Below are 16,319 nucleotides of genomic sequence, written 5' to 3'. Positions count from 1 at the left end.
GGATGTCCCGTCGGTCCACGCCCCACCGGCACCATTGGTGCGCGTCCAGGGCGCGAATTCGTGGATTCCCACGTCACGGAGCGTCTGCGCCTCCGCTTCGGGGGCAGACGGCGTTGCATCGGGTGCGAACGGCATCCGACGAGGACCGCCGCGAGGCGCAGACCCGTGGGAGCCCCGATGCCGACCGCCACGCCGGGAAGAGCCGCAGGAGCGACCGGAGAAGGTACCGAAGCGGTGCGGCCTGCCCATTCGTCCGTCCTGCCCAGCGGCACCGGCATCACCGCGGCACGGATCGGCGCACTGACCGTCTGCCAGGCCGTCCTGATCGTGGGCTTCGGACTCCTGATCACGGGCCCCGCCCGGAACGTGTGGCCCCTGACGGTCGAGGACCACGTCAACGAGGGATTCGAGCGAATCCGTACGGGCCCGCTGACCACACTGTCGTACCTCGGCTCGGAGGCGGGCAACACCCTCACGGTGATCGCCATCACCCTGCTGAGCTGCGTGGCCCTGCTGCTCGTACCCCGGCTGCCGATGTGGCGTCAGGCGGTGTTCCTCGCCGTCGCCGTCTCGCTCCAGGCGCTGGTGTTCCTGACCGTCACCGAGTCGGTGGACCGTACCCGCCCGGACGTGCACCGTCTCGACGCCTCGCCGCCCACGTCCAGTTACACCTCCGGCCACACCGGCGCGGCCACCGCGCTCTACGCCGGACTCGGGGTCCTCGTACTGTCCCGGGTCCGCAGGCCGTGGCGGTGGCCGCTGGCCGGGCTGCTGTTCCTGCTGCCGCTGATCGTCGGCGTCGCCCGTCTCTACCGGGGCATGCACCACCCCACGGACGTGATCGGCGGGATGGCCAACGGCGCCCTGTCCCTGCTGATCGTCGGCCGAGCCCTGTTCACCGACGGGTCCGTGGCCGCCGTCCCCTCACCGCGGACCGGGGACACCGACGCGAGCGCCGAGGTCGAGGAGCGCCCACCCGGCAGCACCGCCGTGATCTTCAACCCCACGGTGACCGGCGAGGGAGACCGCGAGAAACTGCGGCGGATCCTCGAACAACACGGCCACCGCGCACCGGAGTTCATCGAGACCACCGCCGACGACCCCGGGACGGGACAGGCGGCCGCCGCGGTCCGTGGGGGAGCGACACTGGTCGTGGTCTGCGGCGGTGACGGAACCATCAGGGCGGCCGCCGACGCCCTGGCCGGCACCGGCGTACCGCTCGTCGTGGTGCCCTGCGGCACCGGCAACCTGCTGGCCCGCAACCTCGGTCTGCCGCTCACCCCCGCCACCGCGCTCGACGCCGCGCTGTCCGGCACCCCGCACCGCCTCGACCTCGGCCACATCGAGGGCGACGGACTCGCCCCCACCCACTTCGCCGCGATGTCCGGGGCCGGCCTCGACGCCGCGATGCTGGAACACACCGACGACCGGGCCAAGTCCGCCGTCGGCTGGCCCGCCTACGTGTTCGCCACCATCGGCACCCTGCGCACACCCCGGATGCGGTTGACGGTCCGGCTCGACGACGCGCCCGTCCTGCACCGCACGGCCCGCATGGTGCTGCTCGCCAACGTCGGCACCGTACAAGGCGGTCTCACCCTCGTCCCGGCGGCCAGGCCCGACGACGGACTGCTCGATCTGCTGATCCTGGACCCGCGCGGCCCCGGCGGCTGGATGCGTGCCGTGGGCGTACTGATGCGTGGCCGCAGACGCACCGTGCGGCCCACGACCGTGGACACGCTCGCCCCTGAGGGCGCCGGAACGAAGGGCGTGCCGGTGGAGTTCTTCACCTTCCGCCGGGCCGAACTCACCTTCGCCGTACCGCAGTCGCGTGAACTCGACGGGGACCCGGTCTCCCACGGCCGGGGTCTCACCGCCGAGGTCAGGCCCGGCGCGCTCACCGTCCTGCTGCCCACCCGGGAGAAGTGAATGGGCACCGCCACCAAGGTCCCCGAGACCCGCGACATGAGCGGCGACGACCTCTCGGCCGACGAGGCGCTGACCTCGCTGCGCCGCTACGGCCGCTGGCCGCTGCTGCGCGACTCCTTCGTCCGGTTCCGCTACGCCGACGGCTTCAGCCACTCCCGGGCGCTCGCCCTGCAGACGGTGCTGGCGGTGATCCCGCTGGCCATCGCCTTCGTCGGGCTCTCCACCGCGCTGCACACGGAGGACATCGGCAGACTCGCCGAACTGACCATCCACCGGCTCGCGCAGGGTCCCAGCGCCGACGTCGTCGACGACGCACTGGACCGCAGCCGCCACAGCGCGGGCGACGGCGACGAGATCGCCCTCTGGTTCGGCCTGCTCTTCTCCCTGGTCAACGTCACCACCGCGATGTGCCAGATCGAACGCGGCGCCAACCGGATCTACGGCAACGAACGCGACCGCCCCTTCCACCAGAAGTACCTGCGCGGACTCGTGATGTCCCTCAGCGCCGGGATCCCGCTCGGCCTCGGGTTCATCGTGATGGTGGCCGGCGGCGACCTGGCCGCCGCGGCGGTGACGGTGTATCACCTCGACGGTGGCGCGAGGACCCTCTGCGAGATTCTGCGCTGGCCCTTCGGCCTGCTGCTGGCCCTCTTCTCGGCCAGCGCGATCTTCCGCCGTTCCCCTCGGCGCCGGCAGCCCGGCTACACCTGGCTGGCCTTCGGCGCCGCCGTGTATCTCGTGCTGTGGATGGTCCTGACCTGGCTGCTGAGTCTGTACCTGGGCATCAGCGGCTCCTTCGACACGGTCTACGGCCCGCTCAGCGCCTTCATGTCGCTGCTGCTGTGGGCCTACCTGACCTCCATCGCCCTCTTCCTTGGGCTGTCCTTCGCCGCTCAGTTGGAGGCCTCGCGGGCGCGGCGGCCCGGTCCGATCACAGCCGACCCGGGAGTGTGAGGGATGGTCCGCGCCACGGCTCAGCGCCTTCGTGAACTCCGTCGCCGGACGGCCGACCGGAGATTCGGCATCCACCTGCTCGGTTCGACCGCGGTCGCCGCCGTCGCCGCCGTCCCCTTCGGACTGCTGCTCGTCCTGATCGAGGGACACTGGCAGCCGCTGCGCCGTCTCGACGCGGGCGCGGCACGGCGGTTGAACGAGACCGCCCTCGAACACCCCGAGTGGACGGACACCCTGCGCTTCCTGTCCGACCGCGTGTGGGACCCGCTCACCCTGCGGGCGGTCGTCGCGCTGCTGACCGGGTGGCTGCTCTACCGCCGGGCCTGGCGCCTGGCCGCCTGGTCCGCCGTGACGGCCGTGGCCGGCGGACTCATCGGACTGCTGGTCAAAACGGTGGTCGAGCGGGCCAGACCATCCCTGGAGGACCCGGTCGCGCACGCCCCGGGATTCTCCTTCCCCTCGGGGCACGCGATGACCGCGACCACCTCGTTCGCCATCCTGCTGCTGGTCCTGCTGCCCATGGTGCCGCGCGCTCTGCGCGCCCTGTGCTGGTGCGTGGCGATCGTGTCCGTGCTCGGCGTCGGCTTCACGCGGATCGCGCTCGGCGTGCACTGGTTCAGCGATGTCGTGGGCGGCTGGCTCCTGGGTCTCGCCGTCGTCGCCCTCACCACCTGGGCCTTCGAGGCCTGGCGCACCGACGCGGGTCGCGGACACGCCGACTTGACGGAGGGACTGGAGCCCGAACTCACTGACGCCCACCCCGAACCGGGCCCCTCCGGCCGGGATTGAGGACGACAGGGTGCCTGACGGGATTTCTCCCAGGTCAGGCACCCTCTTCGTCGGCCTTTCGGGCCTAGAAGAAGCCCAGCTTCTTCGGCGAGTACGACACCAGCAGGTTCTTCGTCTGCTGATAGTGCTCCAGCATCATCTTGTGGTTCTCGCGTCCGATGCCCGACTGCTTGTAGCCGCCGAACGCCGCGTGCGCCGGGTACGCGTGGTAGCAGTTCGTCCAGACGCGGCCCGCCTGGATCGAACGGCCCGCGCGGTACGCCGTGTTGATGTCGCGCGTCCACACGCCGGCACCGAGTCCGTACAGCGTGTCGTTGGCGAGCTTGATGGCGTCGTCGAAGTCGTCGAAGGACGTCACGGAGACGACCGGCCCGAAGATCTCCTCCTGGAAGATCCGCATACGGTTGTCGCCCTCGAAGATGGTCGGCTGGACGTAGTAGCCGCCCTTCAACTCACCGTCGTAGTCGAGACGTTCGCCGCCGGTGAGGACGCGGGCGCCTTCCTGACGGCCGATGTCCAGATAGGAAAGGATCTTCTCCAGCTGGTCGTTGGAGGCCTGGGCACCGATCATCGTGTCGGTGTCCAGCGGATGGCCCGGCTTGATCAGCTCGGTGCGGGCGACGGCCGCCTCCATGAACTCGGCGTAGTGGCCGCGCTGGACAAGCGCCCGGGAGGGGCACGTGCACACCTCGCCCTGGTTGAGCGCGAACATGGTGAAGCCTTCGAGCGCCTTGTCGCGGAAGTCGTCGTTCTGCGCCCACACGTCGTCGAAGAAGATGTTCGGCGACTTGCCACCGAGCTCCAGTGTGACCGGCTTGATGTTCTCGGAGGCGTACTGCATGATCAGCCGCCCCGTCGTGGTCTCACCGGTGAACGCCACCTTCGCCACCCGCGGGCTCGACGCGAGCGGCTTGCCCGCCTCGACGCCGAAGCCGTTGACGATGTTCAACACACCCGGCGGCAGCAGGTCGGCGACGAGGCTCATCCAGTAGTGGATGGACGCCGGGGTCTGCTCGGCCGGCTTGATGACGACCGCGTTGCCCGCGGCGAGGGCCGGCGCCAGCTTCCAAGTCGCCATCAGGATCGGGAAGTTCCACGGGATGATCTGCGCGACCACACCCAGCGGCTCGTGGAAGTGGTACGCCACCGTGTCGTCGTCGAGCTCGCCGACCGAGCCCTCCTGTGCACGGATCGCACCCGCGAAGTACCGGAAGTGGTCGATGGCCAGCGGGATGTCGGCCGCCAGCGTCTCGCGCACCGGCTTGCCGTTCTCCCAACTCTCGGCCACGGCCAGCGTTTCGAGGTTGGCCTCCATCCGGTCGGCGATCTTCAGCAGGATGTCCGCGCGCGCCGTCACCGACGTACGGCCCCAGCCCGGCGCGGCCGCGTGCGCCGCGTCGAGGGCCCGCTCCACGTCCTCGGCCGTGCCGCGCGCGATCTCGGTGAAGGACTGCCCGTTCACCGGTGACGGGTTCTCGAAGTACTGCCCCCGCGCCGGCGGCACGTACTCGCCGCCGATGAAGTGGTCGTATCGCGCCTGGTAGGAGACGATCGCGCCCTCGGTACCGGGCGCCGCGTAACGGGTCATGCTGGTCGGCCTCCTTCAGCACCGCCGCCCGCCGTTGGGCAGCGTTCCTCGGGACGCTAGGAGCGAGGACGTTGCAACTACGTTGCCGTGCCATTTCGCACGGCACCGCGTCCGCACGGCACCGGGACCGTACGGTGCTGCGTCCGTACGACACCGCACATGTCCTACGGTGCTCAACTGCCCCGGCGTGCCCCGCTCCGCGTCCAGTCGCCCGGTGCCGCCAACTCGGACTCCAGTGCCGCGAGACGGGCCCGGACCGCCGCCGTCGGCCGGACCACGGAGAGCGCCCGCCACACGTCGAGGTCGTCCTCGCCCCATGGCGAGTGCGCCCAGTCCGCGAGCAGGTCGGGATCGCGGCGGGCGATCAACGCCGTACGCAGTCCGTCGGCGAGGCGGTGCCTGAGCCGCACCACCGCCGGGGCCTGGGAACCGGGCAACAACGGCCCGGCGTACGCCGTCGCGGCGGCGGTGACCGCCCCCGTCTCCAGCCGCCGCTCGACGACGGCGACGTCACACTCCACGGGCACGGTGAGACGGTACGGCCGCGAATCCAGCAGCCCCGGGCCGAGAACCCTGCGCAGCCGGGCCAGTTCGGCGCGCAGGGTCACCGGCGTCACCGACTCGTCCTCGTACAGCGCGCACAGCAACTCGTCGCCGGTCAGCCCCTCCGGATGACGGGCGAGCAGCACGAGGATCTCGCTGTGCCGGCGGCTGAGCCTGATCGCGTGCCCGCCCGTGACCAGGTGCGCCTCGTCACGGCCCAGCACCGTCAGCTCGATCGTGTCCGCCGCGGGCCACTCCGGGGCGAGCAGCGCCAACTGGCTCTCGGCGGCCCGCGCGACCGCCTGCACGAAGCCCAGGCTGTGCGGATGCGCGAGCCCGTTCCCACCGGTGATGTCCACGGCACCCAGCACCCGCCCGGTGCGCGGATCGTGCACCGGAGCCGCCGCGCAGGTCCAGGGCTGCACCCGCCGGGTGAAGTGCTCGGCGGCGAAGACCTGCACCGGCCGGTCGACCGCCACCGCAGTCCCCGGCGCGTTCGTCCCCATCGCCGTCTCCGCCCAACGGGCACCCGGCACGAAGTTCATCAGCCCCGCCGCACGCCGGGTCGTCGCATGCCCCTCGACCCACAACAGCCGACCTTGCGCGTCGCACACCGCGAGCAGATGCTCGCCGTCGGCCGCGAACGTCCCCATGAGTTCGCGGAACAGCGGCATCACCCGCGCCAGCGGATGCTCGGCCCGGTAGGTGCCGAGGTCACCGTCCGTGAGATCCACACTCGCCGTGCCGTCGGGCCCCACCCCCGCCCGCCTGGAACGCCGCCACGACTCGGCCACCACCGAACGCACCGGCCAAGGCACCGTGCCCTTCTCGGTGAACGTCTCGTGCGCGCGACGCAGCATCCGCGCGTGCTCGGCAGGGTCGGCCCCCGGCTCGAGGGCCACCCACGGATCGGTCAACTGGGCCTCCTCGAACTGCGATGCGGTTGGGGACATCGTCACTCCGGGTACGCGCGCGGACAACCTTTTCGACCGGCCTCACCCGAACGATGCGCATCGGCTTGCCGTCAGGCGAAGTTGACCAGCCTTATGTAACGCGTCCAGTCCCAGTTGGGCCCGGGATCGGTGTGGTCCGTCCCCGGCACCTCGTAGTGCCCGAGGATGTGCGCCCGGTCCTTCGGGATGCCGTACTTGGCGCAGATCGCCGCCGTGAGTTTCGCCGACTGCTCGTAGAGCGCGTTGGTGAAGTAGGAAGGCTGATCCACCCACCCCTCGTGTTCGATGCCGATGCTGCGCGTGTTGTAGCTCCAGTTCCCCGCGTGCCAGGCGATGTCGGCCTCCCGGACGCACTGCGCCACATGACCGTCGGCGGAGCGCACCACGTAATGCGCGGACACCTTCTTCTGCGGGTTCTTGAAGATGGCGAGCGTGCCGGCGTACGTCTCCTGCGTGACATGGATGATCACGCGGTCGAGGGAATAGGCCGTCGGGCGGTTCGACACCGTGTAGTTGGAGGTGCTCGCCGCCTGCCATTCGGCGCCCGGGTAGTCGACGGCCAGGGCCTGCGCACCGGCCCGCGTGTCGGAGAGTAACGCGTACGGGACGGCGGCGAGTGCGGTGCCCTTCAGGAACCGTCGCCTGGTGGTGCTCGGTCTTGCTCGCTCCATCGAGCCGCACCTTTCGGTCGTAGGTGTGTGGAGGCCGCTCAACCCAGCAGGGTCGCCGCGGTCTCCCGCAGTCGCGCGTGCACCCCGCGGTGAGTCTCGCGGGCCGGCAGCCACTGCTTGCGGAGCTTGGCCACGCACGTGTAGTTCGTGTCGCACACATTGGCCAACGGCGACTCCACGGCCTGGGTCGCGAACTGGTACGCGTCCAGCTCGCTGAACCCGTAGTCGCGCACGAGCCACTGCACCAGGTCGAGTTGGGAGATCCGGAACGCGTCCTCCAGCGGACGAGCCGAGCCCGTCGAGATGATGTGCGTGTCCGACTCGATGCGCGGCCACGGGGTGGCGATGCCCTTGAGCAGCTCGACGATCACCATCGTGTTCATCGCGCACTCGACGGCGACCCCGCAGGTCTCGCCCTCGCCCTGCCGGGCGTGCCCGTCGCCCAGGCTGAGCAGCGCGCCCTCCACGTTCACCCCGAGGTAGCAGGTGACGCCCGCCCGCATCTCCGGTGTGTCCATGTTGCCGCCGTGCGCGTCGGGCACCAGGGCCGAGCGCACCTCCAGATTCGCCGGAGCCACACCCACGGTGCCGTGCATGGGGTCCATCGGCAGCTCGGCCTCGAAGTCGCTGTCGTGCGCCCGGAACAGCGCCGTGCGCCGCGTCCGGTCCAACTGCCAGATCCAGACGGTCTCCGGCAGCGGCGGCTGGAGTGTGGCCGTGGTGTGCGTGGAGGTCAGCGCGCCGAACAGCGGGACCGTGGTCGACGCCGCCCAGTCCCGGGCCGGCTCGATCGACACGAAGTGCACGGCGACCGTGTCGCCCGGCTCCGCGCCCTCGATGTGGAAGGGGCCGGTCTGCGGGTTGAGGAACGGGAACTCGCACACCTCGGACACCAGGTCCTTCTCGGACCGCACCCGCCCCGCGAAGCAGTCCTCCGTGTACAGGTCGAGAACCGTGCCGGGCGCGATCCGGGCGACGGGCGGCGCGCCGCCGAACGTCCAGGCGTACTCGCCCGGTTCGGGTCGCACGGTCAGGATCCGGGGGTCGCTCATCGCTGTGCTGCTCCGTTCTGCGGAAGGCCGCTCGGGGTGGGGTCGTCGAGGTGGACACGGGCGGTCTCGGATATGCGCTCGGGATGGCGCCGCAGCAGGACGACCAGGACCACGACCCCGGCCGCCATCCACACGCCGACCACCGGGCCGGCGTACGACACCGGAGCGGTCAGCTGGGAGACGAAGTCGAAGACGGGCAGGCCCGCGGCGGTCAGCAGGGCCGGCACGAACGCGACGATGCCGAGGACGGGCAGCACCAGGTGCCGTACCGGTTTGAGCGACTGGCGCCCGCGGCGCAGGAAGTAGCCGGCGCAGGCCAGGTTCACGACGATGTACACACCGATCACGACCGTGACGATCACCGTGGCCAGCAGCAGGAACGCGGTCACCGGGTCGTAGCCGAAGCCCAGCCCGAGCACCGCGCCGACCGCCACCACGGTCTGCACGGCGATCCCGGCGACGGGGGAGCGGTAGCGCGGGTGGAGCGAGGCGAAGAGGCCGGGCAGGACGCGGATTCGGGCGAGAGCGAAGGCCGTCCGTGTCGAGACGTTGGCGCACGCGTTGGCGTTGGCGATCGTGGAGTTGACCACCGCCAGGAACACCAGCACCCAGAAGAAGCCGAACGACGCCCGAGCCACCCCCTCCCAGGACGCGTCCCCGGAGGCCCCGAAGGTCGCGAAGCGGTCAGGACCGAAGTACACCGTCATGGCATACGTCGTGACCACGTAGAACAGGCCGATCGAGAGGGCCGCGCCGAGCACCGCGCGGTGCATCGTGCGGCGCGGGTTCCTCGTCTCCTCCGCGAGCGGTGCCGCGGCCTCGAATCCGGCGAAGGCCAGGACGGTGTACACCGACCCGGCGAAGACCCCGCTGACGCCCTCGTGGCCCGCGGGTGTGTGGGATGTACCGAACACCGACAGCGTGTTGTCGCCGCCCGCTTTGCCGATCAGCCAGACGGCGAAGATGAGAAAGACGAGCACCTCGAAGACACCGAGGACCGTGCCGAACCGGGCCGACGCGCGCACCCCGAAGTAGCCGGCGGCCGCGATGATCGCCGCACCCGCGAGCGCCCACGGCCACCACAGGTCCGCCGGATACGAGGACCACTCCTGGTGCAGCGTCCCCGCGGTCGTGAAGCCCAGCTGCAGAAGCAGCAGCGGCGGGATCAGTGCCTCCACGAACACGTAACCCCAGCCGACGAGGAAGCCCACGGTGGGGTGCAGGCCCTGCGCCGCGTAGGTTGCCACCGAGCCGGCGCTCGGGAGTTCCCGCGCCAGCTCGGCCACGCAGGACGCGGTGAACAGACAGGCCACGAGGGCGATCAGCACGGCGAGCGGCAGGCTGCCGCCCGCGAAGGCGGCACCGGACGGGATGGACGCGGCGACCGCCGCGGCCGGTGCCATGGCCGTGATGCTCTGGAACAGGACCTCGCGCAGTCCGATCGCGTCAGGCCTGAGGCCCGCTGCCACTTCCCCCACCATGTGAATCCCCCTCAATTCACGCCGACTTGCTCGACATCGCCCGTCGGGACGGGTGTGCCTCGCGTGAATCACGGTACGGCGCTCGCGGGTCGGGCAGAAGGGCACAGCGTGCTTCGGTGGACGACGCCATGACTGTGGATAACTCGCTCACCCACAGGGGTGAACAGCCGCGGAGCCAGCGGAGATTGGGGCCGTGATCAGGCCCGTCCCGCCACCGCCGCCGGGTCGTCGAGGACCGCCCGCACCACCGAGTGCGCGGCGCCCAGCAACGGCCCCTCGGACCCCAGCCGCGACACCGACACCGGACAGGCGGGCCCTGCCGTGCGCCGGTCCAACTCGGCCTCCAGCGACGGCAGCAGCCAGGGCGCGAGCCCGGCCAGCGCACCGCCCAGGACCACGCTCTCGGGGTCCAGCAGATTGACCGCCCCGGTCAGCGCGATGCCGAGCGCCGTGCCCGCGTCGTGCAGCGCACGCCGTACGTCCTCGTCGCCCTCGGCCGCCCGGTCCGCGAGCAGCCCGACCCGGTCCTCGCCCGGCTCCAGGCCCGCCGCGCGCAGTACCGCTTCCTCACCGGCGTACTGCTCCAGACACCCGCGCCCGCCGCAGGCGCACTCCGGCCCGTCCGGACGCACCGGCACATGCCCCAACTCGCCCGCGAAACCGCGCGTTCCACGCAGCAGCCCGCCGGCCACGACGACGGCCGCGCCGATGCCGATCTCCGCCGACACGTGAAGGAAGTCCAACGGAGCGTCCTTGCCGAGCCAGAGTTCGGCGAGTGCGCCGAAGTTGGCCTCGTTGTCGACGGTCAGCGGGAAGTCCGTGGGCAGCAGGGCACCGAGATCGGTGTCGTGCCAGTCGAGGTTCGGGGCGCGTACGACGGTGCGGGCGTCGCGCGCCACCAGGCCGGGGACGGCCACCGCGAGACCGGCGGGCCACAGCCCCTCACGCTCCGCCTCGCCGACGACTTGACGCACCAGTTCGGTGAGTTCCTCGACCACAGGGCCGGGGGAGCGGCCACGGTTGGCGCCGTGCCGCACGGCCTTCGCGCGCACCTGCCCGCGCAGATCGACGGCGCATACCGCGAGGTGGTCGACGCCTACCTCGGCGCCGATGCCAGCGGGGCCGTGCCCGCTGACTGCGAGGGCGGAGCCGGGACGGCCCACCCGGCCGGGCCGCTCGGGGCCCAGTTCTTCGAGGAGCCCCGAGCGTATGAGCTCGTCGACGAGGGTCGACACGGCCGCCCGGGTCAGACCGATGTGCGAGGCCACGGCGGCCCGGGAGAGCGGCCCTTCGGCGCTGACGGCGTGCATGACCCGGGCCAGATTGCGGCGGCGCATGCCCTGCTGCGTGTCGGGCAGGGCCCGCCCGGGGCCGGCCGGACGGGCCTCGTGCGACGGCCGTCCCGGACCGTCGGGGTGGGCCTCGTGCAGCGGTGCGGTCATGCCTGCGTCAGTCCTCGGTCGCCGTCCGTCGGGGAGCTCAGTCGGTCCCCCGCTCCAGCAGCGGGGCCGCGTCGGAGAGTACCCCGGCGATCCTGGCCAGCGTCTCCTCGTCCCGCTCCACCGCGTCGAGCACCGGCCCTGCGGCCGTGTTCCAGCGTCGGGCGACGGCGGCCGGGTCCTCACCGGTCAGCACGCCCGCCGCCTGCGCCGCGGCGCCGAGCGCCACCAACTCCTTGGCCTCGGGCACCTGGACGGCACGGCCCGACAACCGGCGTACGGTCTGCTGCCAGGCCGCGCCCCGGGCGCCGCCGCCGATCAGCAGCAGCGGGGCCGAGCGGTCCGCGTCCTCGTCGAGGACCAGGTCGAGCGCCCCGAGCAGGGAGTGCACCGCGCCGTCGTAGGCGGCCTGCAGCACCTGGCCCCCGGTCGTGTCGTGGCGCAGCCCGTGCAGCAGACCCGAGGCGTTCGGCAGGTTCGGCGTGCGCTCGCCGTCCAGGTAGGGCAGGAGCGTGACGCCGGTGACGGGTTCGACGGCCTCACGGTCGAGGCCCAGCAGGGCCGCCACGCGGTCGACGGCGAGCGTGCAGTTCAGCGTGCAGGCCAGCGGCAGCCAGTCCCCGTGGGCGTCGGCGAAGCCCGCCACCGTCCCCGTCGGGTCGGCGGGGCGTCGCCTGGAGACGGCGTACACCGTGCCCGACGTGCCGAGGCTGAGCACCGGCGTGCCGGGACGCAGCCCGAGGCCGAGCGAGGCGGCCGCGTTGTCGCCGGTGCCCGGCGCGACCAAGGTGCCCTTCGAGAACGGCAGTTCATGGCTGCCCCGCACGGTCCCCGCCACCTCGCCGGGCCGCACCACGCGCGGCAGCAGCGCGGGATCGAGGCCCACGTGCGCGAGGGTCTCCTGGTCGTACGACTCCGTCCCGGCTGCCCACCAGCCCGTACCGGAGGCGTCACCGCGGTCGGTCGTGCCCTGCCCCGTGAGGCGCTCGGTGAGGTAGTCGTGGGGGAGCCGCACGGCCTTCGTGGCACGGACCGCCTCCGGCTCGTGCTCGGCCAGCCAGGCCCACTTCGTGACCGTGAAGGACGCGCCGGGCACGCTTCCGGTGCGTTCCGCCCACGCCTTCGGGCCACCCAGCTCCTCGATCAGCCGGCGGGCCTGCGGCGCCGAGCGCACGTCGTTCCACAGCAGGGCTGGGCGTACCGGCTCGCCGCGCTCGTCCAGCGTCACCAGACCGTGCTGCTGGCCGCCGATCGACACTGCCGCCGCCTCGTGGGCCGCGTCGCCGCACTGGTGCAACGCCTCGCACAGGGCCTCCCACCACTGACGGGGGTCGCTCTCGCGGCCCGCCCCGGAGGAGACGGTGTGCGGGGCCTGACCGCTCGCGACGATCCGGCCGGTGGCCGCGTCGACGACGAGCGCCTTGGTGGACTGGGTGGACGTGTCCACGCCGACGACGAGCGGACCCTCGGCTGCTGACATCGGGCTCTCCCTTTTTCCGCGGCTCTGCGGGCTCTGACCTGCTATTTCGAGGGCGCCAGGGCCTGGGCGACCCGGACCGCACCCCTTCGGGGACATCTTCTCCCTTCCCAGGGCTGCGTCCGCATACTAATTTGTAAACCGCCATGACGAAATAGTCGCAAGCGAGCAAGGAGCCGCGGCATGAGCTACCAGCCCACCCCCGACGACAGGTTCACCTTCGGGCTGTGGACCGTCGGCTGGCAGGGAAGGGACCCGTTCGGCGACGCCACGCGGCGTGCCCTCGACCCCGTAGAGTCGGTGCAGCGCCTGGCCGAGCTCGGCGCCCACGGTGTCACCTTCCACGACGACGACCTCATTCCCTTCGGGTCCTCGGACAGCGAGCGCGAGTCGCACATCAAGCGCTTCCGCCAGGCCCTCGACGCCACCGGCATGAAGGTGCCGATGGCCACCACCAACCTCTTCACCCACCCCGTCTTCAAGGACGGCGCGTTCACCGCCAACGACCGCGACGTGCGCCGTTACGCGCTGCGCAAGACCATCCGCAACATCGACCTGGCGGTCGAACTCGGCGCGCAGACCTACGTCGCCTGGGGCGGCCGCGAGGGCGCCGAGTCCGGCGCCGCCAAGGACGTACGCGTGGCCCTCGACCGCATGAAGGAGGGCTTCGACCTCCTCGGTGAGTACGTCACCTCCCAGGGCTACGACCTGCGCTTCGCGATCGAGCCCAAGCCGAACGAGCCGCGCGGCGACATCCTCCTGCCGACCGTCGGCCACGCCCTCGCGTTCATCGAGCGCCTGGAGCGCCCCGAGCTCTACGGGGTCAACCCCGAGGTCGGCCACGAGCAGATGGCCGGGCTGAACTTCCCGCACGGCATCGCGCAGGCCCTGTGGGCGGGCAAGCTCTTCCACATCGACCTCAACGGCCAGTCCGGCATCAAGTACGACCAGGACCTGCGCTTCGGCGCCGGTGACCTGCGTGCCGCCTTCTGGCTGGTCGACCTCCTGGAGACCGCCGGTTACGCCGGTCCCCGCCACTTCGACTTCAAGCCGCCGCGGACCGAGGACCTCGACGGCGTGTGGGCCTCGGCGGCGGGCTGCATGCGCAACTACCTCATCCTCAAGGACCGCACCGCCGCCTTCCGCGCCGACCCTGAGGTCCAGGAGGCCCTGAGGGCCTCGCGCCTGGACGAGCTGGCGCAGCCGACCGCCGCGGACGGCCTGCAATCGCTGCTCGCGGACCGCACCGCGTTCGAGGAGTTCGACATCGAGGCCACCGCCGGGCGCGGGATGGCCTTCGAGCACCTCGACCAGCTGGCCATGGACCACCTGCTGGGGGCCCGCGGCTGACACCGCGTTCCGCACGCGCACGCGTGTGTGCTCGAGGTGACGCACATACGCGTGCGTGCGTGTTTGCTGCGGAATGGTGCGGTCCACGGCATGGGCCCGTATCAACTTCCGCGTGGGGGTCGCACGATGTCTGTTCCGAGGCGACTCTGGACGGTATGGCCATGCCGCCCGTACCGCCTCAGCCGCCCGGACCGCCGGGCGGTACGCCGCCTCCCGGCGGTGGCTTCGGACCACCATCCGACGACTACGGCCCCGGTTACGGCGCCCATGGGACCGGGGGAGGCTACGGCCCGCCTCCGGGCGGCTACGAACCTCCCACGCAGGGAGATTGGCAGCCGCCGCAGGAGCCGCCCAGGAAGCGCCGGAACCCGCTCGTCATCCTGCTGATCGGGGTCGTGGCGGTCGCTGCCGTGGTCGCCATCGCGCTGATGGCCACCGGCAACCACGGCTCGCCCGACAAGAAGTCACCCGCCGAAACCAGCGCCGGCTCCAGTGCCTCGCCCTCACCGTCCCTGAGCATTCCGACCGCGCTGCCGAGCAAGTTGCCCAGCGAGCTGCCGAGTGGGCTGCCCAGTGGCTTTCCGAGCGACCTTCCGAGCGATCTTCCGAGCGGGATCGAATCCCTGATCCCGTCCCTGGGGGACATCGACCTGCCGTGACGTCGGTTCAGATCCCGTGCGGCAACCGCACGTAGGTAACCGTCGTCTCGATCCCGCTGTCGACCAGCCGACCCTGCGCGTCGAAGGCCTCCGCGCCGTCCGTCATGCCGAAGTCGTTGTCATTGATGAGGGCGATCGTGTCGCAGTCCACGCGCGCGACGCCCTCGATCTTCTGGGGCACACCGGCGACCGTGCCCAGATCGACGACCAGCTTCTTGGCGAGCACCGGGACACCGGCGACGGCCGGGTCGTCGAGCTCCTCCAAAGAAGGCGACGCCGAGTCGTCGTCGTAGGCGCCGCCCAGGATGTTCGCGCTCCGCCCGAGCTTGACCACCTGCAGCCGCGCCGCCTTGTCGGTGCGCTCCTCGACGAGCAGTCGGTCGCCGTCCAGGGCGACGACCGAGGAGATCTTCAGCTCGGAGGTGTCGTCCTCGCTCGGGTCCACGACGTCCACCGGGTCGAAGCGGTACGCGTACTCGGCGGTGACCGCCTTCTTCTTGGGCGAGAAGCGCAGCAGGCGGGTGTTGAGCGAGGCCTCCGCGGTGTCGTCGTCCGGCACCGACAGCGGGCTCTGCAGGGCGATCACCAGGTCGCCGCCGGGCAGTTGGGTGAGTCCCTCGAAGCCGCGGTTGATCTGCCGGTGCAGGTAGACCGCCGGCAGGGCCTCCACCACCGGGTAGTCGGCGCCGGTGAGGTGCAGTCCCTTGGGGACGTACCGCGTGAGCACCTTCCCGCGCGCGGAGACGTGGACGATCGAGGGCCCGTACTCGTCGACGAGCCAGAAACTCCCGTCCGCGGCACGCACGATGCCCTCGGTGTCCAGCCCGTTCGGGTTGTACGACAACGCGGTCTGGGCGTCGTAGGAGTACGGCGGCTCGTCCCGCCCCTCCTGGTTCGACAGCCCGGTGACGGCCTTCCCGGAGGAGGTGGTGATCGGGATCGCGTCCAGCACCTTCACGGAGCTCCCGGACACCCGGATCTTCACGATCGCCGGATCGAACCCGGGCACCGGGAACGTACGGCGTTTCTTCCCGGACACCTTGATCTGGCCGTTGGGCCCGCGGTCCGTGACCGTCCAGAACTCGCCCTTGTGGCCCGTCGGATAGATGTCGCTGCCGATGCCGCCGAGGTCGACGCCCCGGTCGTTGGCCACGGTGCCGGGCAGCAGGGAGTTGCTGAACGTCCCGAGCGGGATGTCGCCGAGAGTGGCCGTGTGTATGACGTGCGCGGTCCGCGACGGGGCGCCGATGGCCGGACCTGCCGCCACGAGGGCCGCGATCACGGCGAGCGGAACACCTGCCGCGACGGAACGTCTGATGCGGTGCGGGCCGGTGGTGTGCGGGGACATCGGGCCTCCTGAAGGACAACTTTGCAGACAGCGGCCAGATTTGGGCCCTGTGGCGAACGCGGCGCTACCGAGAGGTGAACTGGGGGCGT

At 71.3% G+C, this 16,319-nt stretch carries 13 protein-coding genes; 5 read left to right on the top strand and 8 right to left on the bottom strand.

What is annotated here, in order from left to right:
- The first annotated feature begins 177 nt into the window (after nt 1-177).
- From M2283_RS26745 to M2283_RS26735, 3 genes are read left to right on the top strand one after another with little or no spacing between them, the layout of a single operon-like run.
- The gene (locus M2283_RS26745; protein WP_280878926.1) at nt 178-1,926 is read left to right on the top strand and encodes a diacylglycerol kinase family protein; all 1,749 of its coding nucleotides are present in this window, start codon (nt 178-180) and stop codon (nt 1,924-1,926) included.
- A complete protein-coding gene (locus tag M2283_RS26740) occupies nt 1,927-2,880 on the top strand; it encodes a YihY/virulence factor BrkB family protein (protein ID WP_280878925.1) in 954 nt (317 codons plus the stop codon).
- Nucleotides 2,881-2,883: 3 nt separating this feature from the next.
- Nucleotides 2,884-3,669: a phosphatase PAP2 family protein gene (locus M2283_RS26735; protein ID WP_280878924.1), complete on the top strand. Its 786-nt coding sequence runs from the start codon at nt 2,884-2,886 to the stop codon at nt 3,667-3,669.
- Nucleotides 3,670-3,733: 64 nt separating this feature from the next.
- Here M2283_RS26735 and adh read toward each other — a convergent pair whose 3' ends face one another.
- From adh to xylB, 7 genes are all read right to left on the bottom strand, one after another.
- Nucleotides 3,734-5,257, bottom strand: coding sequence for an aldehyde dehydrogenase (gene adh / locus M2283_RS26730; RefSeq protein WP_280878923.1), 1,524 nt, complete (start codon nt 5,255-5,257; stop codon nt 3,734-3,736).
- Nucleotides 5,258-5,430: 173 nt separating this feature from the next.
- Nucleotides 5,431-6,753 carry a GAF domain-containing protein gene (locus M2283_RS26725; RefSeq protein ID WP_280878922.1) on the bottom strand — a complete coding sequence of 441 codons (1,323 nt, stop codon included), beginning with the start codon at nt 6,751-6,753 and terminating at the stop codon, nt 5,431-5,433.
- A 71-nt stretch (nt 6,754-6,824) separates the two neighbouring features.
- The gene (locus M2283_RS26720; protein ID WP_280878921.1) at nt 6,825-7,424 is read right to left on the bottom strand and encodes an N-acetylmuramoyl-L-alanine amidase; all 600 of its coding nucleotides are present in this window, start codon (nt 7,422-7,424) and stop codon (nt 6,825-6,827) included.
- 38 nt (nt 7,425-7,462) lie between these two features.
- On the bottom strand, nt 7,463-8,476 hold the full coding sequence (locus M2283_RS26715) for an acetamidase/formamidase family protein (RefSeq protein ID WP_280878920.1): 1,014 nt from the start codon (nt 8,474-8,476) through the stop codon (nt 7,463-7,465).
- Nucleotides 8,473-9,957 carry an APC family permease gene (locus M2283_RS26710; RefSeq protein WP_348538927.1) on the bottom strand — a complete coding sequence of 495 codons (1,485 nt, stop codon included), beginning with the start codon at nt 9,955-9,957 and terminating at the stop codon, nt 8,473-8,475. Before M2283_RS26710 ends, M2283_RS26715 begins: the two co-directional genes overlap by 4 nt.
- Nucleotides 9,958-10,154: 197 nt before the next feature.
- Entirely contained in the window at nt 10,155-11,399 is a 1,245-nt protein-coding gene (locus M2283_RS26705; protein ID WP_280878918.1) for an ROK family transcriptional regulator, read from the bottom strand.
- A 37-nt stretch (nt 11,400-11,436) separates the two neighbouring features.
- A complete protein-coding gene (gene xylB, locus M2283_RS26700) occupies nt 11,437-12,876 on the bottom strand; it encodes a xylulokinase (protein ID WP_280878917.1) in 1,440 nt (479 codons plus the stop codon).
- Between the two features lie 180 nt (nt 12,877-13,056).
- On the opposite strand from xylB, the gene xylA reads away from it, so the two are divergent.
- Both xylA and M2283_RS26690 read left to right on the top strand, forming a co-directional pair.
- The gene (gene xylA / locus M2283_RS26695) at nt 13,057-14,223 is read left to right on the top strand and encodes a xylose isomerase (protein ID WP_280878916.1); all 1,167 of its coding nucleotides are present in this window, start codon (nt 13,057-13,059) and stop codon (nt 14,221-14,223) included.
- A gap of 155 nt (nt 14,224-14,378) precedes the next feature.
- Nucleotides 14,379-14,882, top strand: coding sequence for a hypothetical protein (locus tag M2283_RS26690; protein WP_280878915.1), 504 nt, complete (start codon nt 14,379-14,381; stop codon nt 14,880-14,882).
- Between the two features lie 7 nt (nt 14,883-14,889).
- Here M2283_RS26690 and M2283_RS26685 read toward each other — a convergent pair whose 3' ends face one another.
- Nucleotides 14,890-16,230 (bottom strand): esterase-like activity of phytase family protein, encoded by a 1,341-nt coding sequence (locus M2283_RS26685; protein ID WP_280878914.1) that lies wholly within the window; start codon nt 16,228-16,230, stop codon nt 14,890-14,892.
- Between the last annotated feature and the right edge of the window lie 89 nt (nt 16,231-16,319).

It is taken from the genome of Streptomyces pseudovenezuelae (assembly GCF_029892565.1).
Lineage (GTDB): Bacteria > Actinomycetota > Actinomycetes > Streptomycetales > Streptomycetaceae > Streptomyces > Streptomyces pseudovenezuelae_A.
Note: the sequence above shows the minus strand (reverse complement) of the source record. Positions and strands in the feature narration are given on the sequence as shown.